The 25,361-nt window shown below is 38.8% G+C and carries 22 protein-coding genes, 8 tRNA genes and 1 pseudogene; 3 read left to right on the top strand and 28 right to left on the bottom strand.

The features are described from left to right. Both F606_RS23235 and F606_RS0113335 read right to left on the bottom strand, forming a co-directional pair. A pseudogene (locus F606_RS23235) lies at window positions 1–102 on the bottom strand (IS200/IS605 family transposase); the annotation flags it as partial. Window positions 103–410: 308 nt separating this feature from the next. Then, window positions 411–1,280, bottom strand: a complete 870-nt coding sequence (locus F606_RS0113335) for an ADP-polyphosphate phosphotransferase (protein WP_019554384.1) — start codon at window positions 1,278–1,280, stop codon at window positions 411–413. Window positions 1,281–1,529: 249 nt separating this feature from the next. Here F606_RS0113335 and F606_RS0113330 point away from each other — a divergent pair, with 249 nt between their 5' ends. Then, the gene (locus F606_RS0113330; protein WP_019554383.1) at window positions 1,530–1,952 is read left to right on the top strand and encodes a 2-thiouracil desulfurase family protein; all 423 of its coding nucleotides are present in this window, start codon (window positions 1,530–1,532) and stop codon (window positions 1,950–1,952) included. A gap of 66 nt (window positions 1,953–2,018) precedes the next feature. Here the strand turns inward: F606_RS0113330 and F606_RS0113325 are convergent, their stop codons facing one another. The 9 genes from F606_RS0113325 to F606_RS0113285 all read right to left on the bottom strand — a co-directional run bounded on the left by F606_RS0113325 (window position 2,019) and on the right by F606_RS0113285 (window position 11,748). Beyond that, window positions 2,019–3,215 carry a M20 metallopeptidase family protein gene (locus F606_RS0113325; protein WP_019554382.1) on the bottom strand — a complete coding sequence of 399 codons (1,197 nt, stop codon included), beginning with the start codon at window positions 3,213–3,215 and terminating at the stop codon, window positions 2,019–2,021. 127 nt (window positions 3,216–3,342) lie between these two features. Next, the gene (locus F606_RS0113320) at window positions 3,343–4,824 is read right to left on the bottom strand and encodes a sodium:solute symporter family protein (RefSeq protein WP_019554381.1); all 1,482 of its coding nucleotides are present in this window, start codon (window positions 4,822–4,824) and stop codon (window positions 3,343–3,345) included. 33 nt (window positions 4,825–4,857) lie between these two features. After that, a complete protein-coding gene (locus tag F606_RS0113315) occupies window positions 4,858–5,055 on the bottom strand; it encodes a DUF3311 domain-containing protein (RefSeq protein ID WP_019554380.1) in 198 nt (65 codons plus the stop codon). A 335-nt stretch (window positions 5,056–5,390) separates the two neighbouring features. Next, window positions 5,391–5,466, bottom strand: a tRNA-Lys gene (locus F606_RS0113310). A 101-nt stretch (window positions 5,467–5,567) separates the two neighbouring features. Next, complete coding sequence (locus tag F606_RS0113305) at window positions 5,568–6,242, bottom strand: TerC family protein (RefSeq protein WP_026329394.1); 675 nt, start codon at window positions 6,240–6,242, stop codon at window positions 5,568–5,570. Window positions 6,243–6,533: 291 nt separating this feature from the next. Further along, a complete protein-coding gene (locus F606_RS0113300; protein ID WP_083924040.1) occupies window positions 6,534–7,121 on the bottom strand; it encodes a 3D domain-containing protein in 588 nt (195 codons plus the stop codon). Between the two features lie 140 nt (window positions 7,122–7,261). Continuing rightward, the gene (locus F606_RS0113295; protein ID WP_019554377.1) at window positions 7,262–9,148 is read right to left on the bottom strand and encodes a type I glutamate--ammonia ligase; all 1,887 of its coding nucleotides are present in this window, start codon (window positions 9,146–9,148) and stop codon (window positions 7,262–7,264) included. 256 nt (window positions 9,149–9,404) lie between these two features. Then, window positions 9,405–10,754: a DNA recombination protein RmuC gene (locus tag F606_RS21145; protein WP_019554376.1), complete on the bottom strand. Its 1,350-nt coding sequence runs from the start codon at window positions 10,752–10,754 to the stop codon at window positions 9,405–9,407. Window positions 10,755–10,833: 79 nt separating this feature from the next. Next, window positions 10,834–11,748 carry a hypothetical protein gene (locus F606_RS0113285; protein WP_019554375.1) on the bottom strand — a complete coding sequence of 305 codons (915 nt, stop codon included), beginning with the start codon at window positions 11,746–11,748 and terminating at the stop codon, window positions 10,834–10,836. Window positions 11,749–12,010: 262 nt separating this feature from the next. Here F606_RS0113285 and F606_RS0113280 point away from each other — a divergent pair, with 262 nt between their 5' ends. Then, a complete protein-coding gene (locus tag F606_RS0113280; protein ID WP_019554374.1) occupies window positions 12,011–12,574 on the top strand; it encodes a hydrolase in 564 nt (187 codons plus the stop codon). A gap of 119 nt (window positions 12,575–12,693) precedes the next feature. Here the strand turns inward: F606_RS0113280 and F606_RS0113275 are convergent. The 9 genes from F606_RS0113275 to F606_RS0113235 all read right to left on the bottom strand — a co-directional run bounded on the left by F606_RS0113275 (window position 12,694) and on the right by F606_RS0113235 (window position 14,936). Beyond that, window positions 12,694–12,782, bottom strand: a tRNA-Leu gene (locus F606_RS0113275). Window positions 12,783–12,795: 13 nt separating this feature from the next. After that, window positions 12,796–12,869: transfer RNA gene (locus tag F606_RS0113270), tRNA-Cys, on the bottom strand. A 13-nt stretch (window positions 12,870–12,882) separates the two neighbouring features. Further along, window positions 12,883–12,957, bottom strand: a tRNA-Gly gene (locus F606_RS0113265). A 49-nt stretch (window positions 12,958–13,006) separates the two neighbouring features. After that, window positions 13,007–13,095: transfer RNA gene (locus F606_RS0113260), tRNA-Leu, on the bottom strand. Window positions 13,096–13,109: 14 nt separating this feature from the next. Beyond that, a tRNA-Cys gene (locus F606_RS0113255) sits at window positions 13,110–13,183 on the bottom strand. A gap of 13 nt (window positions 13,184–13,196) precedes the next feature. Continuing rightward, window positions 13,197–13,271 (bottom strand) — tRNA-Gly (locus F606_RS0113250). A gap of 1 nt (window position 13,272) precedes the next feature. Next, window positions 13,273–13,349, bottom strand: a tRNA-Asp gene (locus tag F606_RS0113245). Between the two features lie 92 nt (window positions 13,350–13,441). Beyond that, complete coding sequence (thiD, locus tag F606_RS0113240; RefSeq protein WP_019554373.1) at window positions 13,442–14,242, bottom strand: bifunctional hydroxymethylpyrimidine kinase/phosphomethylpyrimidine kinase; 801 nt, start codon at window positions 14,240–14,242, stop codon at window positions 13,442–13,444. A gap of 13 nt (window positions 14,243–14,255) precedes the next feature. Then, on the bottom strand, window positions 14,256–14,936 hold the full coding sequence (locus F606_RS0113235; protein WP_019554372.1) for a hypothetical protein: 681 nt from the start codon (window positions 14,934–14,936) through the stop codon (window positions 14,256–14,258). 218 nt (window positions 14,937–15,154) lie between these two features. On the opposite strand from F606_RS0113235, the gene F606_RS0113230 reads away from it, so the two are divergent. Beyond that, window positions 15,155–15,343: a Rho termination factor N-terminal domain-containing protein gene (locus tag F606_RS0113230; RefSeq protein ID WP_019554371.1), complete on the top strand. Its 189-nt coding sequence runs from the start codon at window positions 15,155–15,157 to the stop codon at window positions 15,341–15,343. Between the two features lie 135 nt (window positions 15,344–15,478). Here the strand turns inward: F606_RS0113230 and pyrE are convergent, their stop codons facing one another. The 8 genes from pyrE to F606_RS0113190 are packed head-to-tail and all read right to left on the bottom strand — an operon-like array spanning window position 15,479 to window position 25,056. Beyond that, window positions 15,479–16,054 (bottom strand): orotate phosphoribosyltransferase, encoded by a 576-nt coding sequence (gene pyrE / locus F606_RS0113225; protein ID WP_019554370.1) that lies wholly within the window; start codon window positions 16,052–16,054, stop codon window positions 15,479–15,481. After that, window positions 16,055–16,771 carry an orotidine-5'-phosphate decarboxylase gene (pyrF, locus tag F606_RS0113220; RefSeq protein WP_019554369.1) on the bottom strand — a complete coding sequence of 239 codons (717 nt, stop codon included), beginning with the start codon at window positions 16,769–16,771 and terminating at the stop codon, window positions 16,055–16,057. Window positions 16,772–16,817: 46 nt separating this feature from the next. After that, window positions 16,818–17,738, bottom strand: a complete 921-nt coding sequence (locus F606_RS0113215) for a dihydroorotate dehydrogenase (protein ID WP_019554368.1) — start codon at window positions 17,736–17,738, stop codon at window positions 16,818–16,820. Next, complete coding sequence (locus tag F606_RS0113210; RefSeq protein ID WP_019554367.1) at window positions 17,738–18,502, bottom strand: dihydroorotate dehydrogenase electron transfer subunit; 765 nt, start codon at window positions 18,500–18,502, stop codon at window positions 17,738–17,740. Before F606_RS0113210 ends, F606_RS0113215 begins: the two co-directional genes overlap by 1 nt. Beyond that, complete coding sequence (gene carB / locus F606_RS0113205) at window positions 18,495–21,722, bottom strand: carbamoyl-phosphate synthase large subunit (RefSeq protein WP_019554366.1); 3,228 nt, start codon at window positions 21,720–21,722, stop codon at window positions 18,495–18,497. Before carB ends, F606_RS0113210 begins: the two co-directional genes overlap by 8 nt. A 3-nt stretch (window positions 21,723–21,725) precedes the next feature. Further along, window positions 21,726–22,790, bottom strand: coding sequence for a glutamine-hydrolyzing carbamoyl-phosphate synthase small subunit (gene carA, locus F606_RS0113200; RefSeq protein ID WP_019554365.1), 1,065 nt, complete (start codon window positions 22,788–22,790; stop codon window positions 21,726–21,728). Window positions 22,791–22,823: 33 nt separating this feature from the next. Beyond that, window positions 22,824–24,113: a dihydroorotase gene (locus F606_RS0113195; protein WP_019554364.1), complete on the bottom strand. Its 1,290-nt coding sequence runs from the start codon at window positions 24,111–24,113 to the stop codon at window positions 22,824–22,826. Further along, complete coding sequence (locus F606_RS0113190; protein WP_019554363.1) at window positions 24,097–25,056, bottom strand: aspartate carbamoyltransferase catalytic subunit; 960 nt, start codon at window positions 25,054–25,056, stop codon at window positions 24,097–24,099. Before F606_RS0113190 ends, F606_RS0113195 begins: the two co-directional genes overlap by 17 nt. Between the last annotated feature and the right edge of the window lie 305 nt (window positions 25,057–25,361).

Genomic DNA, 25,361 nt, shown 5'->3' with positions numbered 1-25,361 from the left:
TTCTCCATAAATTTCCATCCGACGATATTTAGGCGCAAAAACAATATGATATTGACATCTCCACTTAGTATGTTCTAAACTTTGTATATCTTTATCTTGCATGATAAAGACCTCCCTGTTATTTTTTATGCGGTTGGCTAGACCTGCATTTATTGTAACAGGGATTTTTTTTCGACTAAAGTCAAAACCGTCGATTCCGCCGGCTAAGCCGGTGGTTTATTTCGAACAGTTAATAAAATAAAAAATAATCGTCAACTCTTTTAAGTTGAACGATTATTTTTTTCTTTATCCGCTAAAATTTATATAATTTTTACTTTTCTCATGCACTTTTACTGGTTTATTCCCATATTCAATTAGTTGATTTCTAGTTGGTTTCGCTATTTCACTAGATAAAAGAGATGCATTACTATTTATTCAGTAAGCGACTTGCGAATCACTTGCAGCTCCTCACGACGTTTAGCATCTGTTTCTGGATAACTCATTTTCATTTTATTCAGCGTATCCAGGATAATCGTTGAAATGATTATTCTGCTATTTTCCTTATCATCCGCTGGCACAATATACCACGGCGACTCCTTAGTACTTGTCGCCCCCAAGCATTCTTCGTAAGCTTCCATATAGTCATCCCAATATTGGCGTTCTTCAATATCGTCACGAGTTAGTTTCCAATTTTTATCAGGATCATCGATTCGTTCCAGAAAACGTTTGCGCTGCTCATCTTTAGAAAGATGCAGAAAAAATTTGATGACCTTCGTACCATTACAATGCAAATGCTTTTCCAGATCAACAATAGAACGATAGCGATCCTTCCAAATATTTTTTTTATTCTGAGCTTCTTTAGGCAGGTTCTCACCGGCGAGGATATTGGGGTGGACACGGACAATAAGCACCTCTTCATAATAAGAACGATTAAAAATGCCAATTCGTCCTCTTTCCGGTAACTGACAGGTGGTGCGCCAAAGAAAATCATGTTCCAGTTCTACCGTACTAGGGCTTTTGAAACTATATACCTGACAGCCTTGTGGATTTACACCCGACATTACATGTCGAATTGCACCATCTTTACCAGCAGTATCCATTCCCTGAAAGATCAGTAGCAGGGAATAGTGATGGTCTGACTCCAACAAACGCTGCCAATCACTCAATTCATGGACATGATTTTCCAAAATATTCTGATACTCTTCTTTGGATTCAAAGCACGGTTTAACTTCAGTTGGCCATTTTTTCAATTTAATTTTCGCATTTTTGGGAACACGAAAATCTTTAGAATCAATTTTCATCTTTATCCCCCATTAACTTTCATCTTTATTGTCATTCTACTATTATATTGTTTCATTTACAACAAGAGTATTTTAACAAAAAGCCATTCTCTTCTATATCGACTTAAAAATTTGCATAATCTGTAGCAGATTCGCTAAAATCCACTTGAACCACAACTATTCTTTTATACTCAAAAAAGCTATAATCTATCTTATAGGAGCCAATAATCTTCCTTGTTTAAAACACGTTATAATGAAGGAGTCGAATATATGATCGTAGTAAGTGCTTGTTTAGCAGGTGTGGAATGTAGATATAATAACACTTCACATACAATACCCCAAATAGTTGAAATGGTTAAAACGGGTAAAGCCATCCCGCTTTGTCCCGAATTGCTTGCCGGGTTACCAACACCACGGCCCCCGGCAGAGCAACAAAAGGGAAGCATTCTTTCAGAAAATGGTGATGATCAAACTGCCGATTATTTATTGGGTTCAACAATTGCATTAAAAATCGCCTTGTTAGTTCACTGTAAGAAAGCGATTTTAAAATCCAATTCACCTACCTGTGGTTGTGGCACTATTTATGACGGTACATTTTCTGGTCGTTTAATTACTGGAGATGGTCTTTTTACAAAATTGCTTAAAGAAAATGGCATTGAAGTTTATACCGAAAAAACATTTAGTATACAGTAAGAATTCACAGTCATTGTGCTTATAAGTCTCCCCTGCAATATGCTCGCCCTTTCTTGATTTAAAGGCTCAATTGTTAACTACAGGAAATGGTTCTTCCATTGCAGATAAATGAACAGCTGTGCGAGCCATGACCTCCGTACCATAGGCTAAGGCATCTTCATCAATATCATACTTAGGGTGATGCTGCGGATAGATAATGCCTTTAGCATCATTGCCAACACCTACGAACATGAACGCGCCGGGAACTTTTTCTAGGTAATACGAAAAATCTTCCCCTCCCATACTTGGATTTACGGCAAAAACTTTATTCTCGCCAAGAGACTCTTTTATAGCTGACATCACGACATTCGTACAGCTTAGTTCATTGATAACCGGGGGAAATCCTAGAATTTTTTCAATTTTATAAGTTGCACCAGCTGCTTCGCAGATGCCTCTGGTAATAGTTTCAATACGTTCAAAAATCAGTTGTCGAATATTTTCTTCAAAAGAACGTACCGTTCCCTGCAAAATAGCTGTATCAGGAATAATATTAAATGTATCTCCACTATGCAAAGAACCAATAGACAAAACAGCTTGCTCTAAAGGATCGACACCACGACTAACGATTGTATTTAAAGCCAACACGATTTGTGAGGCTGTAAGCAAGGCATCCACTGTTTGATGAGGCATAGAAGCATGACCACCTCGTCCTTGAATCGCAATAGAAAATTCATCAGGGGAGGCCATGAATCGTCCAGACTTAATTCCGACGGTACCGATTGGAATAGGCTGCCACAAATGTGCACCAATAATGGCATCGACTCCATCTAAAGCACCTTCTTCAATCATACTAAGTGCACCACCAGGAAAACGTTCTTCTGTTGGTTGAAAAAGAAACCGGATTGTACCTGCTATATTCTCACGGTAGTCAGTTAGGACGTTTGCAACTCCGAGAAGCATCGAAATATGGCCATCATGTCCGCAAGCGTGGCAAGCACCACGATTAACCGATTGATATGATTTTCCACACTCATCTTGTAATTCTAAGGCATCAATATCGGCACGAATGGCAATGCGTCTTCCTCGTTTAGCACCAGTTAATTCAGCCATGACCCCTGTATTTGCAATGACTTTTGGTTTCAATCCTAAGGCAGTCAATTTTTCCATGATTTTTTTTTGCGTATTAAATTCTTTTTTACTTATTTCAGGATGAGTATGAAAATAACGCCGTAGATTAACGACTTCCTGCTGATGTTTTTTTACTAAATCGTGTAATAAATTCATAATAGTAACCTCCGTACTTGAATAACAATATTTAATCTGGCGAATATACATACTGCCCTATAACCGTCCAAGAAATTTTCAGGTGCTAACTAATGTTCTGCTGTTGCACTTAGATGACAAACACTTCTTATAAATCTTGTGCCTTATCACTGACAAGATGTTTATCCGAACTACTTAATAAAGATATAGCAATATAAATAATAAAATTGAAAAACAAAGCAACAAAACCAGCATTTAAATTCATCCCGCCTATAGCTAAAGGATCCATCTTGCCAAGAATTAGACCAAAAACAAGAATTTCACCTACAATAAGCCCTGCATAAGCGCCGAGGCGAGTCGCTTTCCCCCAAAAAAGTCCTAAAGCAATCATTGGGAAAAATTGTGTTACGCCAGAATAACCCGTTAAAAGTAAATTAACCAGCATATTAGGTAAAAAAATAGCTAAACTAAGTGCAATAGCGGTAAGCCCCAACACCACAAATCTTGCCATACGGGCTTGTCCATAAGGAGTAAGTTCTTTTCCAAAAGTCCGTCCGTATACATTTCGGGTAAATAACATTGATGTCGAAAGCAGTAGATCCCCTGCTGGAACCATACAGGCCAAAGCTCCAGCACCACCAACTAAACCTAATACCCATGCCGGAAAAAGTTGTTGAACAATTACCATGAACGCCATATCTGGTGTTTTAAGCGGTTCAGCCAATATTAATAGAGCTGTAAACCCAACTAGCATAGGGAATAACAAACATATTTGATAAAGAGGCAGATAAACGGCATTATGTCGTAAAACATCCGGATTTTTCGCACTAAAGCTATTCGTTGCAAAATGAGGCCACATATAAAAACCAAGGCTTGTTACCACAAGTGTCGACATGACCCATGATACATCGAGATTTTTTGTCCCTCCTGGTAAGGATAGAAAACCGGGCTTAGCCGTATCAAGGGCTTCAAACATTCCTCCAACACTGCCAAAATAATGCGTAGGAAGATAAATTCCAAAGAATAAAATGGCAATAATCATAATAACATCTTTTACGACAGCTGTTGTTGCCACCCCTTTTAACCCACTAAAATAGACAAAAGCAGCAACCATCATAAAAGCAATAAGCATAGCTGGAACACGAGTAATTTGTCCATACGAACAGGTTTCAATAATTAACCCCAATCCTGTAAGTTGAAGTTGGAGATATGGCAACAAAAAAGCAATACCAATGACCGCTGTCAAAATACCTAATGTTTTACTACCATATAAGTGTTCAATTAAATCGGGTTGTGTCATAAGATTATATTTACGCCCAATCGGCGACATACTTGGTAAAATATAATAACCAACTAAATAAGCCAATGCACCATAACCCAAAATATAAAAGGTTGGTCCACCTCGTGCATAAGCCCAACCACTGGCACCAAGAAAAGCAAACGCTGTATAAATTTCCCCAGCTAAAACAAACCAGTTGAGCCAACGTCCAAAATTCCTACCGCCAACAGCCCAATCCTCTAATTTCATACCACCTTTCGTATGATCTCTCATCCCTGGAATCATCCCCAGAACGGTTACGCCAATAACAAATAAAAAAATAATGAGCAATGCTGCTGTTTGATCTGACATAATAGTATCACCTCTTTAGTCCTTTTTATTGAGCTATCGCGCTCTATTTTTTTTATTATCAATATAGTACAAGCCATTAATACAGAGAAAACAAACAAAGATCCCCGCAATCATCCAAAAAGCAAAAAAAGGAATCCCTAGGACAAGTGGTTTTACTTGATTGACAAAAGGAACCATACCAATCGTCCATATAAAAGGAATAGCTGTTAGAATTATTTTCACTAGCATCATGATATCCCCTCCCTCATACAATAAGTTTCTCATTTCACGCAAAAAAAGCCGCCAAGAGATACAAAATCTCCACGGCAGCAGTGCCTTACTCTTTATAGTATAAAATACCTGACCATCTTTTTCGAAGTAGAAGTAATGGTTAAAAAAAGATCATAACTGTTGTTACAGCTATGATCTCCGTTGATAATGCTTATTTTTTAGTATACTACTATAAGATTTTTCCGTCAAGAAATACATTTAGCAGAAATAAAAGACGAATCTAAAAAAATCCGATCACAAAGGATCGGATTTTAAACTCTCACTATATCTACATATGAATGAGAATAATATTCAAATGGTGACACACCGGGGAATCGAACCCCGAACCTACTGATTAAGAGTCAGTTGCTCTGCCAGTTGAGCTAGTGAGTCATACAAGATTCGCAAGTCGGTTAACTTACTTATCTATATTAACTCTTTTCCTTTGCAAATGCAAGTGTTTTTTTAGAATGTCTCGTGCAAATTCATAGATCTTATGCGGTCTTTTTAGCAAGCATCCAACCGCTAAGTAAAACAATAACCGTAATAAATGCCGGTAATCCATAAAGGAGCATTGGTGATATAGCTGTAATATAAGCACCAATGATTTTATCATGTATAACCATTGTCCCGGCCGTCCAGCCCAAAATCCCCGAACCCAAATAGATTAACACTGGATATTTTTGCATAAGCGTACCAATCAGTTGACTGCCCCAAACCACAATTGGCACACTAATCAGCAATCCCATAAAGACTAATATAAAATTTCCATGGGCAGCACCAGCAATAGCTAAAACATTATCAATCCCCATAGCCGCATCCGCAACAATAATCGTCTTGATCGCACCCCAAAAGTCATGAGCCGACTCAACATTTGCACTTGAATCTTCATGTTTTAATAATTTTATCGCAATTGGAATCAAAACCAGACCACCCACTGCTTGTAAAAAAGGAATTGTTAAGATCCATACGGCTACGATTGTCATCAGCATACGAATACCAATGGCTCCCACTGTACCAATATAGATGGCTTTTTGCCGTAATTCATCTGGCAAAGACCTCGATGCTAGTGCAATAACAACAGCATTGTCACCTGCCAAAACCAAATCCAATATAATAATCGATCCTAATGCCATTAAAAATTGTACTGATAAAATCTCCATTTCAATCTCCCTTTAATTTTAATTTACTATACTATACTGATTCAAGCACAACTCTATAAGGTGCAGCAACAAAAAAAGACTCTTATTATAATGATTTTATGTACTAATCACTACATTAAAAGTCTCACTAATTAAATATTTACTATTTAACACTACTGCCAGCTGCATAAAACACAACATATTTGTTGACAGTAATTCTCTAGTTACTCCCTCTCAGGTCATACAACGATATTCAATTACCTATATAGTATACTACGTTATAAAAAGAGATGTCAAGTTAGTAAATAGCATGGCAACTTAATCTATTATGTATACAGTAATAGACTGCCGGCCAAAATCGATAGCCTCTTCGTGTGTATCAAAGGCGATATCAATGCGATTCCCCTGAATGGAGGACCCAACATCCGCTGCTATGGCTTCACCATAGCCTGGGATATATAAATGTGTTCCTAAAGGAATCACATTAGGATCTACTGCAACCAATCCTTTTTTGACCAATTTCCCGGTAGCTGTACGATTTGAATTTCCTGGATCGTGTGCACTGTAAGCTGATGCTGACATATAAAGTGTCCGCTGTCCTCCTCTGTCGCTGTCTGGTACAGACCGAGTCAAATAGGAATAGGTAAGATCACCTACAACACCATCAACGGTTAAACCTTGGGTTGATTGAAAATTCTTGATAGCAGCTACTGTTGCTGAACCACAGACCCCGTCAACAGTCCCTAGCGAATATCCCAATTCAACAAGTAAGTTCTGTACAATTTTAACATTTTCTCCCTGCATACCTGATTTCACAAGAAAAGCAGACGCAAAAACAACTGTATGCATCATAAAAACAAACATTCCGACTGTAATCAATACACAAAATCTTTTCTTCAATAGCATCACCTCAAAAAAATATTTATATATCATTATACTATGGACAAAACGTTGCGTCAAAAAAACAGCATTTTCAGACAATTCAATCTTTTTTTATTTTAAAAAAGCCGCTCTCCCAAAAAAGAGAGCGACTTTACTCCAAAAAATTAAATCATATTTTTCTTATAAGCAACATACAAAGCTTTTAGCTCTTGTACTTTATCATACATTTCAACTTGGAGTCCAGAAGCTGTGGCATAATCGCCTTCATTTAATGAATTAATCAGCAAAGTAAACAAGGATTTTTCATCAATGCTGTCTTTTGCTAAGTAACAGCGAATATTATTAATTTTATTCCAAGTATAAGAATCTTGATCCGTTACGTAAGTAGAGTGAATTTCTTTACTGCCTCTTACAATATCAAGGTTTTCAGGGATAATACGGCTGATGATTTCTGTTTTCCAACGAAGCAAAGCCCCTGCTGAAAACGCATTGATAATCGTATCCGATAAAGCTCCGCCCGAAGTAAGAACAGCACGTTTATCTGGATGATTTTCAATACTATTGATATTTTCCCATACAGTTGCAGGAGGCGCACCAAACAAACGATTACGTTCTTCTTCTGTATAATCTTCGAAAACATCTTCTTCACTACGATATGCTCTGTCTTTTTCAAGGTAGAAGCCTTCTTCACCGGCATTTTTGGAAAGTTCGGCTAAAAGTTCATCAGTAGTTTTTGTAATAGCAGCTCTAACACCATCAAGAATAACAGTATAAATAGCAGCTAAAACAATATACGTATTTGTATAAGGATTACAAGCTCTAAGTTCAAATCTTGTTGCATACGGATTATTCAAATCACGTACAAGACCTGCTAAGATTGTGCGGTTACGCGATGGAATTGCTGGTGTATGACCAAGAGATGTAACAATACATACAGGAGCTTCAAACCCAGGTTTTAAACGATTTAAAGAGTCATTCGTTGCCGAAACAAACGGATTAACTACTTCATAATTTTTAAGTAAACCCATGATTGCACCATAACCAACAGCACTCATGAAATCTTTATCCATTTTAGTTGGAGAGAACAAGTTTACAATTTTACCCGATTTCAATTTTGCTGCCATACCAATATGAGTATGTTCACCATTGCCGGCAAGACCAATCATTGGTTTGGCTTTGAAATTCACTTCTAAACCGTTTTCTCTAAAGATTTCTTTAACCAGAATACGAACTAAGAGTTCATTATCTGCTGCTTGCAAAGCATCAGCAAATCTCCAGTCAATTTCAATTTGTTCACAAACATGTGTCAAATTACCAGCTTCATCAATATGAGCTTTGATGCCGCCAACTTCTTTATGACCCATTTCTGTACCCAATCCATATTGATCCATTGTCAATACGCATTGTTCAAGTGCAGTACGAACAGCCCCACGAGTACGCTGCCAGTATTGTTCCTGCATAACCTGAGAAGCAGACATTTCAGCAATTTCAGCTTCAACAAGTGGAGTTTTTACCCAAAATTCAAGTTCTGTAGCTGATGTAAATAAGATATCTGCTATATCAGCACCATCAATATGTTCAAGACCAGAAACTTTTGGATGTTTTTTGAATAATTCTAAAAGTTCTTTTTTAACATGAACTAATGTTTCAGCAAGAACAGCACGTGAATCCACACGTTTGCCTTCATGAATCAAAAACGCTGGAATACGCAAAGTACCAACTGGTTTTTCTAATTCTTCATCATAATGTTCAACGTTATAATCAACAAACCAATTCACACTTGGGTCAATTGGCATATCTACTTTTGCATTGTTCAATACGGCAATACCTGTTAATACAACAGACGATCCATCTGTTTGAACAGCTGTGCCCGCATAAAAATCATCGATATCTTTTAAGAATAAACTCATTGGAATTTTTTCATCTGTATCATTTCCGGCAAGATCAATACCCACTAATGAAACAAATTTAATTTCCGGATGCGTTTTAAGCAGCTCAAGTACGTCTTCTTTCTTGGAATCTGCAGGAATCACATACAATAAATCACTCATCTTTTGTACCACCTTTAAATTTTTTTAATATTATATGTAGAATTTTAATGACAACAAAATTTCAACGATAAAAAAACCATATGACTGCACTTTACTATACAAGTACAAATGCACACGCATAATAGAATATGCCCTATCATATGGCTCCATTGCCAATATTCTGGTATTTCTTACAGCCATATAATAACACATTTCCGCAATATTTGTCTAGGTCTTTTTCATGTATACAAAAATTTAAAGGCTATATTTTGCAAATTTATTCAACATTTATTTTATTTTCGTCTACATCATCTTCTTCTGTGTCGTCTAATTGAAAAACAGCCGCTGTTTCATTTTGTGGCAGCTCTTGAACATTTTTTAATTTACGTTCAATAGTTCTTGTTTTTCGAGCTGCCGTGTCAATCGAATTACTTGCTTCTTGTAATTTTTTATGCGTCTTATCTAATAAATCACCAAATTTACCAAACTCTGTTTTTACCGCACTTAAAATCGACCAAACTTCCGAGCTGCGTTTTTCGATTGCTAAAGTTCGAAAGCCCATTTGCAAGCTATTGAGAAGTGCCGCCAGTGTTGTTGGTCCTGCCACAACGACATGATACGTTGTCATAATGTATTCGCAAAGACCTGGTCGACGTAAAACTTCCGCATATAGCCCTTCAATTGGTAAAAACAAGATGCCAAAATCGGTCGTATATGGAACACTAATATATTTCGTATGAATATCTTTCGCTTCCGCTTTAATGCGAACCTCAAGTGCCTTCGCCGATTCTTCTGCTTCAGCCGTTGCTGCATTTTCCTGGGCAATCAAGAGTCTTTGATAATCCTCTTGCGGGAATTTTGCATCAATCGGCATCCATACCGGCGTACCTTTTTCATCACGTCCAGGAAGCTTTAAAGCAAATTCTACCCGCTCATTGCTATTTGGCACAGTCGCAATATTCGTTGCATATTGCTCCGGCGTCAAAATCTGTTCCAGTAAATTTCCCAACTGGATTTCCCCCCAAATACCACGGGTTTTGACATTTGATAATACTTTTTTGAGATCACCAACACCAACCGCCAGTGTTTGCATTTCGCCTAGACCACGATGGACTTGTTCCAGTTTTTCACTCACCATACGAAAACTTTCGCCCAGTCGTTTTTCCAAGGTATCATTTAATTTTTCATCAACCGTTTTTCTCATCTCTTCCAATTTGGTCTGGTTATCAAGACGCAATTGATTCAAATGACGTTCGATTACCTCACGCAGTTTTTCAAATTTAGTCTCATTGAGTTGTGTCAATTGTGACAACTGCTGCGAAAAGCTGTCAAGTTGTTTTAATTGATTCGTACTATTTTCATAAATTCTCGTAATAACAGATTCATTAAACTGATTCATCGTCTGCCCAAGCTCTTCGCGAAAGGATCTGATTTCCGCCTTGTTTTCGACCCTTGTTTCTTTCATTTCATCACGCAGCAAATGATTCATCTGCAAAAAAGTATCTTGCAATAGTGTGAAATTCCGGTTCATATCTTTATTTTTATCTTGGTTTTTAAGCAAATACAGTAAAACACAAAAGATTAATATAAGCTGTAAAATAGCTAATATTATAAGAATAGTTTCCATTTTCCAATGACCTCCTCGTTCTAATAAACATTTGTTCGTATTCTATTTTATAAAAAAAGCTCTCAATTGAGAGCTTTTTTTATTTCTCGAAAGTTGCGATATGGTCAATAAGCAAATCAAGCCAAGCAGTTTCAAAACCTGCTTCAAGCATCAGTTGTTCAACGCTGAAGATTCTATTTTGTTTTAAAAACATTTCAATCCGTATTTTTTCAATAACGCGATTTATAAAGAAATCCTGTGGTATGGTATTTTTCTCGGGAAAAACAACCGTATATTCATGATATACTTCATCCGACATGGATTCGTAAATCGCCGTCGACTTAGCTGCATAAATCGACCATTTGGCCGGCATCGTACGCAGCAATTGTTCTGTGTCCGCAATCATTTTTTCTGTTTTATTTTTATAAGAAATTAGACAGTGTTCCACACCAGTTGTATCGTCCAAAATTGCCGCACAAACTAAATCTTTAAGGCCATTGTAACTAGATAGGTCATACTGTATAAGTTGTGAAGAATTCGTAATCGTCTTTAGCCATTTTTTAAGTTGTTCTTCCATACAAACTTTAGCCGCTACCAAAAGGAATTCATCTTCTTTATGTATTTCTTGGCATATATTATAAATTTTTTGTTTCACATCGCCTGTTAAAAGGAGCTCTGGCGCACACTGCTCACAATACCCTGTTTCTTGATAAATAAATTCTTTTTCCGCCTGTAAATCTTTTTCATCTAAAAAAGGCAGACCTTTTTTTTCATATACAGCCCGCTGCTTTTCAAAACGGTCTTTCGAAAAATACACCACACCAGCTTCATGGTATTTGACTTCAATTTGTCTTGTACAAGCTAAACAAGTGTATATTTTTTTCGTTACATGAACAGCAACGTATTTTTCTTTTTTTGGCACAAAAAAACTATATGGTGCTGACTCCACAAATGCATAATTAAACACGTTCAATAATTGATTTGTAATATTTTCTGGTTGTACTTGATTTTCCATTTCACACCCCTATTTACTTTCAGGTATTTTCCATAAAAAAAGCTCCTGATCGCTCATGAGCATTTTCCCAATAAACTTATTATAGACGAATCATTGGGCAAAATCAAATAAGACTCCGCCAAAAACGAAACAGGAGCAAACGTACAATCCCATAACTGTTATTTGACTTTTCTTTTTTACACGCGTAAGATAATGGCTAGATTGTATATTACCGAGTCTTAAAAATCATACATTCCAGTCTATATATCAAGGAGGTTATCACATGAGTACAGCCATTACGAGAGATGCCGCTTGGCAATTATTGAATGAATACAATCAAGATGCCTTTCATTTAAAACATGCTTTGATTGTCGAAGGAGTTATGCGTTATTTTGCGAAAGAATTAGGGTATGGCGATGAAGAAGATTTTTGGGGCATTGTAGGTTTACTTCACGATCTTGATTTTGAGCAATATCCAGACCAGCATTGTATAAAAGGGCAGGAATTGATGCGAAAAAACAATATCGATGAACGGATGATTCATGCAGCCGCCAGTCATGGCTATTCTATCACAGTGGATATTAAACCCGAACATATGATGGAAAAAATACTCTATGCCACGGATGAGTTAACCGGCTTAATCGGTGCCGCAGCTTTGATGCGACCATCAAAAAGTGTCAAAGACCTCGAATACAAATCTGTAAAAAAGAAGTATAAATCGACAGGTTTTGCGGCAGGCTGCTCACGTGAAGTAATTGAACGTGGTGCTGCAATGCTTGGCTGGAGTCTTGAAGAACTCATTACCAAAACAATTCTTGCCATGCGCTCTTGCGATGCCGTCGATTGATTGAAAATTAAAAGCAATGTATTTTTCGAATGAAAAAACATTGCTTTTTTGTTTCTATATATAAAATTATTGTATTATAAAACAAAAAGACACAACTGCTTGTGTCTTTAATTGGCAAATGGTGCCGAGGACCGGAATTGAACCGGTACGGTTGTTACCAACCGCGGGATTTTAAGTCCCGTGCGTCTGCCAGTTCCGCCACCCCGGCATATATTTTTTTATGGAGGCGACACCCAGAATCGAACTGGGGATAAAGGTTTTGCAGACCTCTGCCTTACCGCTTGGCTATGTCGCCATAAAAATTAAATTGGAGCGGAAAACGAGATTCGGACTCGCGACCCCCGCCTTGGCAAGGCGATGCTCTACCGCTGAGCTATTTCCGCATGCATATCAATATTCAATTAATCAAAAAAAGACAACTTACACTATATATGGTGCCGAGGACCGGAATTGAACCGGTACGGTTGTTACCAACCGCGGGATTTTAAGTCCCGTGCGTCTGCCAGTTCCGCCACCCCGGCAATATATTCTTTTATGGAGGCGACACCCAGAATCGAACTGGGGATAAAGGTTTTGCAGACCTCTGCCTTACCGCTTGGCTATGTCGCCATAAAAGTTAAATTGGAGCGGAAAACGAGATTCGGACTCGCGACCCCCGCCTTGGCAAGGCGATGCTCTACCGCTGAGCTATTTCCGCATGGCGACCCGAAGGGGACTCGAACCCCTGACCTCCGCCGTGACAGGGCGGCATTCTAACCAACTAAACTACCGGGCCGTATTTTTCTTTAATAAAATAATTTTTCATTGCCACTCATCTCAGCGACAAATACTATTATACCTACGCTTCCTAATCTTGTCAATACTTTTTTAAAGTATTCCAACTTTTTCATATAATGCAAAAAAATGGTTTGTAGGTCCAACCCCTTTTCCTAACGGAAACCCATGTTGTATTGCCATTGTAACATACTTCTTAGCTTCAGCAACAGCATTATATACATCCATTCCTTTCGCCAAACCAGCAGCAATTGCGGACGAAAACGTACATCCTGTTCCATGCGTATGAATGGTCTGAATTCGTTTATTAGGAAAAAACTCCATCGTTTTTCCATCATAAAGCAAATCACAGGCATCCCCTTCTAAATGTCCACCTTTGACTACAACATACTCTACCCCCATATCTTTTATCACTTTTGCCGCTTTTTGCATCGTCGGCTGATCGACAACTTCAAATCCAACTAGAGCAGTTGCTTCATGTAAATTTGGTGTAACAACAAAGGCCTTTGGTATAAGATCTGTAATCAATGTCTGTACAGCATTTTTCTGCAGTAAGTAACTCCCGCTTTTTGATATCATAACGGTATCTAATACAACCTTCGGAATGGTATAGGCTTCAATGCCAGCTGCTACTTCTTTAATAATTGCCGAGCTAGACAGCATCCCTATCTTTACCGCATTTACTTCAATATCATCATATACTGCATGGATTTGTGCCTTGATGATGTCTGTATCCATTTCTCGTATTGCTGTAACACCACATGTATTTTGCGCAGTAATTGCAGTAATGACACTCATTCCAAAGACTCCCAAAGCAGAAAATGTTTTTAAATCTGCTTGTATTCCTGCTCCGCCGCTTGAATCAGAACCTGCTATCGTCAATGCTGTTTTCATAATATATATCCCCTTATTGATCTATTCTCGAACGAATTTCTTTTAATCTTGCCAAAAGATGCTCATCTAATTTTTCTTCTAGTTCAATTAATTCATGCGAATCAAAAACATAATTCACTTCTGGTATTTTCCGTATCTTGGCTTCGCCAAAAAATTCATCCCGAAATACATTATAATAAATAATAAAATTGCTGTCAGTAGCAAAATCACAGTAATCAAATAAAATATAAGAACCATTGATTGTCTTTACCGGCTGATCCGGTTTAATAAAAAGCTTGAATCCTTCAATTGTCTCAGGAAGCTTAGCAACATAATCCCACTCTAATATTTTTTTTTCAAGTACAATACAACTGACTGTATCCGCATTAAATTTCGCCAGTGACTGCAATGTCGTTTCAAAACGCTCCAAGAGAATTTTCTCTAAACCCGCTCGTGTTGGTGATATATATTCTATATTACAAAATTCGGTCAATCCGATCAAAACACGCACTTTATACTCTTTTGTTTCTTCATGATAATACACAGTGATTTTTCGATGGATGGCTGCATTTTCATAACTATACAAATCATAGACATCACCATATACTTTCATTTCCAAGGTAAAGACAAAGCCAAACCACATTGGAGGCAAATCCTTCATATATTGCCAATCTTGAATTTCCGCCTCAATTTTTTCTTTTGTTTCTACTTTCACTTTTCTACCCCACTTCTACAACCCATATATGTAAATATTCTTTTTAATTTGACAAAAACCTGCAAAAAAGTATATACTTTTCTCATTAACGATACTTATCTGTCCCTTTGTATTTTTATCTATTTATTTTACTACGAAATGTATCCAAGTATCGTGAATAAATCTTATTTTCACAGATTTTATATATTTAAAATTTTTGTATCAAGGAGTGAACGGGCATGACCTTAAAAGAGATCCGTGTAAAAGCAAAATCACTGGGAGTCGTTTCGCGAAATCTAAGAAAAGCTGATTTAATCCATGAAATTCAAAAAGCAGAAAACAATATTCCTTGTTTTGGACTGTCAGACAATAACCATTGTGATCGCACCGATTGCCTATGGCTGCACGACTGCTTGAAAGTAAAATAACAAAAACACAACACAAGAAAAAGCCTCAATACTCGAAAATGTATTGAGGCTTTTTCTGTTACTATATAAGTTACATTAAGTATTTTGCATGGCAACCTAATAGTCTAGATGAAATTTATATGGATTATAGACTACTTATTTACCAGTACGACCACGTTTTGTCATCGGTACAGCCGCTGCACAAAGCGGACAGCTGGCGGCCGGATATGTTGTAACATCAAGATATAATAGAGCTTGGTATGGTACTTCAGCGAAGTTTGCCGCCCCACCGCTTCGATCCACAAGCATCCCCACAGCCACAGGGATTGCTCCCTGTGCTTTTACAACATCAATCACTTCTTTAACCGATCCGCCTGTGGTTACAATATCTTCTACAATGAGGACTCGTTCACCTTTTTCCAGCTTAAAGCCACGGCGAAATGCCATTTTCCCATTTTCTCGTTCCGTAAAAATAGCCCTTGTTCCCAAGGCTTTGCCCACTTCATGTGCAAGTAAAATGCCACCCGTTACCGGACCCACAACCGTTTGAATCTTTTGATCAGCAAATTTTTCAGCTAAAGCTGTACATAATTGTTCTGTATAAACAGGATGCTGCAAAACATTGAACTTTTCTACATACATAGGGCTGTGCAGCCCAGATGTTAATAAAAAATGTCCCTCCATAATTGCATTTGTTTTAATAAACAACTCTTTTACTTGTGCTTCTGTCATTTATCTCACCATCTCCATTTCTTTTATAATTGCCAAAGCTGCCGCATGCGGATCTTTCGCTGCAGTAATTGGTCTGCCAATAACCAAATGCGATGCACCATTTTTAAGAGCCTGCATCGGCACAGCAATGCGGCTCTGATCATTGGTTGCCACACCAGATGGACGAATGCCTGGTGTTACAATCATAAACTCCTCACCACAAGCTTGACGAATCGACTGTGCTTCCTGCGGCGAAGCGACTACACCATCGAGTCCAGCTTGTTTTGTCAGTTTCGCTAAACGAACCACCTGCTCTTGGATATTTGTCTTTTGTCCAATCGCCGTCCAATCCGCTTGGTCGATACTAGTCAAAACCGTTACTGCTATCAATTTTGGACAAGGTATACCCGTCCGAGCTGTTTCTTGCCTTAATTGATCTATGGCTGTCTTCATCATCGTATAACTGCCCGATGCATGGACATTCAAGATTGAAACACCAAGCCGTGCCAAAGAACATAAGCCCTGGGCTGCTGTATTTGGAATATCATGCAATTTCAGATCAAGAAAAACTTCTTTGTTTTGTTGTTTCAGATATGTAACAACTTCTGCACCAACACTATAAAACAATTCCATTCCAACTTTATAATAAGATACACTCTCACCTAAATTTTCAACTAAAGCTTGTACCTTATCCATTTCATGAAAGTCCAAGGCAACAATCAATCTTTCATCAGCCATATTCATCCTCCGCTCACGTTTAATTTCTATCATTCAAATAAACAGGTCAATTACATTTTAGCTGCCCCACCAATTGACTGATATGTTCTACATTTTTTTTCTCAAGATATTTAATAATCCCTTTCGCAACATCCTCGGCGGCAGATGGATTAACAAAGTTTGCTGTGCCGACAGCTACCGCACTAGCTCCTGCCAGAAAAAATTCAATAGCATCCTCTGCTTTCATAATCCCCCCCATACCTATAATAGGGATATGTACTGCCTGTGCTACCTGCCAAACCATCCGTAAGGCTATTGGTTTTACAGCCGGACCAGAAAGTCCACCCGTCATATTGCCAAGAACCGGTTTCCAGCTATTAATATTAATGGCCATTCCCAGTAATGTATTGATCATTGAAATCACATCGGCACCGGCTTCTTCCACTGCTTTTGCCATAACTACAATATCTGTTACATTTGGAGACAGCTTGGCAATAACCGGCTTTTTTGTATTCTTTTTTGCTTCTTTTACAACCGCAGCAGCACTAAGGGGATCTGTACCAAAAATAATCCCGCCTTCTTTGACGTTCGGACAGGAAATATTAAGTTCAATAGCCGCAATTTCTGGAATATCGAGCTTTTTAGCTAAAATACCATATTCTTCAACCGAGCTACCTGATATATTAACGATAATCGGTGCATCATAGTGCGAAATGCGTGGCAAAATATCCGTTAAAAAATATTCTATGCCAGGATTTTCCAACCCAATGCAATTGAGCATGCCACTTGGCGTTTCTGCGATTCTAACCCCAGTATTACCACTACGCGGTTTTAGTGTCGTACCTTTAACCACAATAGCTCCGATTTGATTGAGATCGACAAATTCACTAAACTCTTCGCCAAAACCAAAGGTTCCCGAAGCTGTCATTACGGGAGTCTTCATCTTGATTCCAGCAATTTCGGTAGCGAGCCTCGAATTTTGTTTCATTAAAAAACCTCCTGTGCCCAAAATACAGGACCATCTTTGCAGACTTTTTTGCGTTTACTGCCATCCTTGCTTTCGCGTGTACAAGATAAGCAGGCACCAAGACCGCAGGCCATGTGTTTTTCCAGCGAAACCTGGCAGGCAATACCCTGACTTTGTGCTATTTTGACAACCCCTGCCATCATGATTTCAGGACCGCAAACAAAAATACGATCATATTGTTTTGTTTTGAGTAATTCTGGCAGTAAAGTAACGGTAAATCCTTTAACCCCGAGCGAACCATCATCGGTTGTGATAAATATTTCATTAACGAGCCCTTCATAGCGTTTCTGCCAAAACAGTTCCGCTTTATTTCGTCCACCCATCAATATCGATGTTGTTGCAGGGCAAAGCCGCTGAGCCAAAAAGATCAGCGGCGCAATTCCCATACCTCCTCCAATAAGAAGGGGTCTTTTACAATTCAAATCAAACCCATGCCCTAAAGGGCCTAGACAATTGACCTGATTTTCTGCTTTAAGATCTGCTATAGCAGCAGTACCTTTCCCAACAATACGATAGATTAAGCTCAAAGTACCTTTTGCTTCATCAACCGATGCAATACTGATTGGACGCCGTAAAAGAGGTTCACTTTTTATTACTTTCAGATGAACAAACTGTCCCGGCATCGCTTGCTTTGCAATGTCAGGGGCATAAACAATAAGTTCCTTTACGTCATCGGAAAGATGTTTATTTTCAAGTACTACTACATCCATAGCAACCTTAGGCAAGCGTATCCCCTCCACCAACATAGTCTTGAATGGCCAGCGAGTAAATCAATCGGCGTTCCCGCATAAAGTTTAAGACGCGCAGCACTTCCCAGGCGGTATCCATCGAAGTCAAACAGGCAATTCCATGTTCTACTGTTGCACGACGAATCTGGAAGCCATCGCGTTCTGAACCTTTACCTTGCGTTAACGTGTTAATGACCATATTAATTTTACCTGTTTTAATCATTTGAATGATATCAATGCTTCTTTCATGTACTTTGCCGACAATATCGGCATCAATTCCGATGGACTGTATCGTCTGCGCAGTTCCTTGTGTTGCTACAAGATGAAAGCCAAGTTCTGCAAACGCTTTAGAAAGTTGTTTTACTTCTTCTTTATCTTTATCAGCGACTGTAAATAAGATCGTTCCCGCGACTGGAATATTCATACCAGCACCGATAATAGCTTTGTATAAAGCCCTGGCATAGTGATAATCAATTCCCATAACTTCGCCAGTTGATTTCATTTCAGGTCCGAGCGAAATATCTACATCCTGCATCTTAGCAAACGAAAACACTGGTGCTTTAACCGCAACATATGGTTTCGGCGGCACAAGGCCCGATTTATAACCAAGTTCTTTGAGTGTAGCTCCCAGAGCAATCTGCGTAGCAAGATTGACCATTTTAATATTGGTTACTTTACTTAAAAATGGTACCGTACGACTTGACCGTGGGTTTACTTCGATTACATAAACATCATCATTCATAACAACATATTGGATATTGAGCAAGCCCTTAACATGTAGGCCAAGTGCCAGCCGTTTTGTATAGTCAATAATTGTGTAAATTACCTTTGCAGATAAAGTCTGCGGTGGATAAACTGCGATGCTATCACCCGAATGGACACCCGCTCGTTCGATATGCTCCATAATGCCTGGTATAACAACATCTGTACCATCAGCGATACCGTCTACTTCAACTTCAGTTCCTTGCATATAACGATCAACCAAGACCGGATGTTCTGGTGTTACCTTCACGGCACGTCCCATATAATCGCGGAGTTCTTCTTCGTTATAAACAATTTCCATCGCGCGACCACCCAGTACATAGGACGGGCGGACCACTACCGGATAACCAATTTGATTGGCAGCTGTAATCGCAGCATCTGGAGTTGTTACACTGGCACCATTTGGACGTGGAATTCCCGTTTGTTCTAAAAGTTCATCAAATCGTTCCCGATCTTCGGCACGATCAATATCATCAACGGATGTACCAAAAACTTTGACACCTGCTTTTTGCAGAGAATCCGCCAGATTGATTGCCGTTTGCCCACCAAACTGAACAATGACACCTTCTGGTTTTTCTTTATCAATAATATTTAATACATCTTCGGTCGTAAGTGCTTCAAAATAAAGTCGATCCGAAATATCAAAATCCGTACTAACTGTTTCGGGATTATTATTTACTATAATAGCTTCAATGCCCAGCTCGCGAAGTGCCCATACGGAATGAACAGAACAATAATCGAATTCGACCCCTTGTCCAATACGAATTGGTCCAGACCCCAGCACCAGTACTTTTCTTTTATTAGAAGTTAAAACTTCATCCTCTTGTGCCGAAAAAGTAGAGTAATAATACGGCGTAGCCGCTTCAAACTCAGCCGCACAAGTATCAACCATCTTATAGCAAGGAAGAATATTCATTGTTTTGCGCGTAACCCGGATTTCATCCATTGTTTTTCCAGTAATTTCTGCAATCGAACGATCTGCCAATCCAAGTTTTTTCGCTGCAAGCATCAGTTTTGGTGTAAGTTCATTTTTAATAATACAATTTTCCATATCCGTGATATGTTTAATTTTTGATAAGAACCATTCATCGATCTTTGTCACCGCATGAATTTCGTCTACAGTCGCAATACCGCGGCGCAGGGCTTCCGCTACAACAAAAATACGTTCATCATTGATACGATTTAAACTTTTCAGGACTTTCGCATCGTCCCATTCATCCATTTTTTCCATATGCAGACGGTTAACGCCGATTTCCAGCGAACGAACTGCTTTTAAGATAGCACCTTCAAAATTTCGGTCAATCGACATAACTTCGCCGGTTGCCTTCATCTGTGTGCCTAAGGTATGATCGGCAAAGATAAATTTATCAAATGGCCAGCGAGGGAATTTTACGACACAATAATCAAGAGCTGGTTCAAAACAAGCTTTCGTTTTCTGGGTAACTGCATTCGTTATTTCATCGAGCGAATAACCGATAGCGATTTTTGCTGAAACCTTAGCAATTGGATAACCAGTTGCTTTAGAAGCTAGGGCGCTTGAGCGGCTTACCCGCGGATTTACTTCAATTACATAATATTGATCGCTGTCTGGATCCAGTGCGTATTGTGCATTACAACCACCAGCAATCCCAAGTTCACGAATAATACGCAAGGATGCACTGCGAAGCATTTGATATTCATGATCGCTTAACGTCTGTGAAGGAGCAACAACAATACTGTCACCGGTGTGGACGCCAACCGGGTCAAAGTTTTCCATATTACATACTGTAATACAGTTATCATTTGAATCCCGCATAACTTCATATTCAATTTCTTTCCAACCTGCAACACTGCGTTCGATCAAAACTTGACCGATCATACTATATTTGATGCCACGAATAACAATGGCAATCAGTTCTTCTTCCGTATCGGCAATACCGCCGCCACTGCCGCCCATCGTATAAGCCGGGCGCACAATAAGCGGATAACCAATTTCATTCGCAAATTGAACCGCAGCCGCAACATCTTCAACAATCGTGCTCGCCGGAATCGGTTCGCCAAGTTTCTGCATCGTTTCTTTGAATAATTCACGATCTTCCGCTTTTTTGATTGCTTCTAATGATGTTCCCAAAAGTTCAACATTATACTTTTTCAAAATCCCCTGCTCCGAAAGTTTTACGGCTAAATTCAGACCAGCTTGCCCGCCCAAAGTTGCCAATAAACCTTCTGGTCTTTCTTTGCTGATGATTTCTTCAAGAAATTCAACGGTGAGTGGTTCTATATATACACGATCTGCAATATGCGTGTCGGTCATAATTGTTGCCGGATTGCTGTTGACCAGTACAACCTCAAGTCCTTCTTCTTTCAAGGCGCGACAGGCTTGTGTCCCTGCATAATCAAACTCAGCGGCCTGTCCAATAATAATTGGACCAGATCCGATTACCATAACTTTTTTTAGATATTCTTTTTTCGGCACTAATTATTCCCCCTTTGTAAGCATTATCCAAAATTCGTCAAACAAATATAAATTATCATCCGGTCCTGGTGAAGCTTCTGGATGATATTGGATCGAAAAGATGGGCAGCTCTGTATGACGCATGCCTTCTACAGTATCATCATTTACGGCAGTATGTGTTACTTTAAGTGGTAAGCCTATCAGCGATTTTTCATCTACAGCATATCCATGATTCTGTGAGGAAATGTGCACTCTTCCTGTTGCCAGATTTTTAACTGGCTGGTTTGAACCACGATGACCAAATTTCAATTTATACGTATCCGCACCTAATGCTAATGCTAAAAGTTGATGTCCTAAGCAAATTCCAAATAAAGGTTTTTTACCAATCAAACCTTTGATGTTTTCAATGACCTGTGGCAAATCTTTCGGATCACCAGGACCATTGGATAAAAAGACACCCGCTGGATTGAGTTCCAAAATCGCTTGCGCCGTGGTATCAGCCGGAACAATAATCAAATTACAGCCTAATTTATGGAGTGAGTTCAAGATATTTTGTTTAATACCAAAGTCCATTACCACAACGGTCGGACCATCTGAATCCATCGTATAGGTTTCCGGTGTTGTTACTTCTTGTACAACATCGATTTTAATCGGCATTGCCAAAAGTTTATCAATTTCAGCTTGTGGTGCATCATCTGGAACAATGACACCACGAAGTGTACCTGCTGAACGAATTTTTCTTGTTACCGCACGTGTATCAACATCAAACAGACAAGGTATTTTCTGCTGGTTTAAAAAGTCCGCCAGACTCCCTTGCATTTTCCAGTTACTAGCTTCTTCACACAATTCGCCGATAATAAAACCATTAACAAAGGGTTTACGTGATTGGTTGAAAAGCTCCGCCACACCATAATTGCCAATCATTGGATACGTCAACGTAACAATTTGACTACAATACGATGGATCTGTCAAAATTTCCTGATAACCTGTCATACCTGTATTAAAAACAACCTCACCGGTTGCTTTTGCATCATTAAGAAGTCTGCCAGTAAAAACACTGCCATCTTCAAGTATTAATTTCCCTTTCAAAAAAGCACCTCCATACTCTATTTACATGAATTTTTAATCGATAATTTTGCCATCTTTCATAACAATCTTACCATCAACAATTGTCATAACTGCTTTTCCTTTTAATTTTCTACCAACAAAGGGAGAATGTGTGCCGCGTGTATAAAACTTTTCAGCATCAACTGTCCAGTTCAGATTTGGATCAATAATGGTAACATCCGCTGTAGCACCAGCTTCAAGTACCCCCGCCGTTAAATCAAAGGTCTTGGCTGGGCCATACGTCATTTTTTCAATAATTTCTGGTAAATCCAGTTTTCCTTCATGATACAAATCGGTCAGCAAAATCCCCACTGCTGTTTCAAGTCCAGGAAATCCACTTGGTGCATAATTGTATTCAACATCTTTTTCTTCATAGGCATGTGGCGAATGATCGGTTACAATCGCATCAATCGTTCCATCTTTAAGCCCTTCGATCATTGCTGTTAAATGTTCTTGTGAACGAAGGGGTGGGTTCACTTTTGTTGATGTATCGAAGGCATTTACCATATCATCTGTCATCGTAAGATGCTGCGGCGTTACTTCTGCTGTAACTTTTACACCACGTTTTTTCGCCTGGCGAACAATTTCCACTGCATTTTTCGAGCTAATATGTGCGATATGGATTTTAGCATCGGCATATTCGGCAAGTAAAATATCTCTTGCTACAGCAATATCTTCGGCTACGGTTGGACGCCCTTTCATTCCCAGCATCGCTGATCGATGGCCTTCATTCATAATACCATCTTCGACTAAAGTCGTTTCTTCCGCATGCGAAATAATTCGTTTATCAAACGTACGCAGATAATCCAGTCCGTTTAGCAGAACTTTGGAACTTTGTACGTAATGTCCATCATCGGAAAAAGCCACTGCCCCAGCTTGGGTCATATCACCAACCTCAGCAAGCTCTGTACCTTTTTGATTTTTGGTCAAAGCTCCAATGATATCAATATGAACCACAGCTGCCTGCCTAGCTCTCTCTTTTAGTCCATTCACTAAAATTGCGTTGTCGACAACTGGTTTTGTATTTGGCATACAAGCAATTCTTGTATAGCCACCGGCTGCTGCCGCTTTTGATCCCGAAGAAAAATCCTCTTTTGCTTCCTGACCAGGTTCACGCAAATGTACATGCATATCGATCAAGCCTGGTGTAACAACCAAACCTGCTGCTTCAATAATTGTGGCATCTCCTGCTGGTAAATCAACACCGATTTCTTTAATTTTCCCATTTTCTATTAAAACATCACCAATTTGATCAAAACTTTTACCTGGATTGATTATGCGTCCACCCTTAAGCATTAATTTCAAGATTTTTTCCTCCCATCAAAACTAAAGTCAACAAAGCCATACGGACTGCAACACCGTTTTGAACTTGTTCCTGAATTGCCGAATGATCTGAATAAGCGATATCCGGTGAAATTTCAAGACCTTTATTCATCGGTCCCGGATGCAATACTAGCACATCCTCTTTCGCTCTTGATAACCGTTCACGATTCAAGCCAAAAATTCTTGCATATTCACGAGGCGATGGGAACAACCCTGATTTTTGTCTTTCGAGCTGAATTCGAAGTACATTGATTACATCGGCAGCCTCAACGGCATCTTCAATACGCTCATGGACGAAAACCCCTTCTTCTGCGGTTAAGAATCGCGGCAATAATGTTTGCGGTCCGGCAAGATGAACTTCCATTCCCATCTTACGCATCCCCCATATATCAGAACGCGCTACCCGACTATGTAAAATATCACCAAGAATGGCGACTTTCAAGCCTTTTAATGTTTTTTTATGCTGAGCAATTGTAAATAAATCCAAAAGGCCTTGTGATGGATGCGCATGTGCTCCATCACCAGCGTTTATAATGGCTGGTTTGACGACTTGATGTGCATATTCTGCTGCACCTTCTGATTTATGGCGCATTACAATCGCATCAACCCCCATGGCTTCAACTGTAAGCAATGTATCACGAAGGCTTTCACCTTTTACGATACTGCTTGTTCCAGCAGTAATATTAATGACATCGGCACCCAAATATTTACCAGCTAATTCAAAGGAACTTCTAGTTCTTGTACTCGGTTCATAAAATAAATTCACAATTGACTTACCACGTAATGTAGGAACTTTTTTAATATCACGATTGATGATATTTTTCATTTCCTTTGCTGTTTCAAGCACCAACTGAATTTCATCTGCATTAAAATATTCTAAACCAAGAATACTTTTTCCACTTAAGGATACGTTGTTTTTACTCAAACCAATCACTCCTCTAATAAAAAATAAACTTCTTACCGGCGGCAAGAAGTTATATTGGTGCTGCAATTTCAGAAATTGCTTCCCCTACACACTCCTTAGCCAACCTCTCTGGATCACTTAAAGGATCGTATCTTTCAATCATAAAGCTATAACTACTTTTTATTCACCGTATTGGTCTTACTTTTACATGAACTATAAATAATTATACCTTATTTGTGCATAAACTTTCAACTAAAATCTATTTTTTTGTATGAATATACAAAAAAAGCTTTCCCATATGAAGACATGAGAAAGCTAGATAAGCT

This window comes from Propionispira raffinosivorans DSM 20765, from assembly GCF_000381065.1.
Lineage (GTDB): Bacteria > Bacillota > Negativicutes > Selenomonadales > Selenomonadaceae > Propionispira > Propionispira raffinosivorans.
This window is presented reverse-complemented; position numbering and strand designations above follow the sequence as displayed.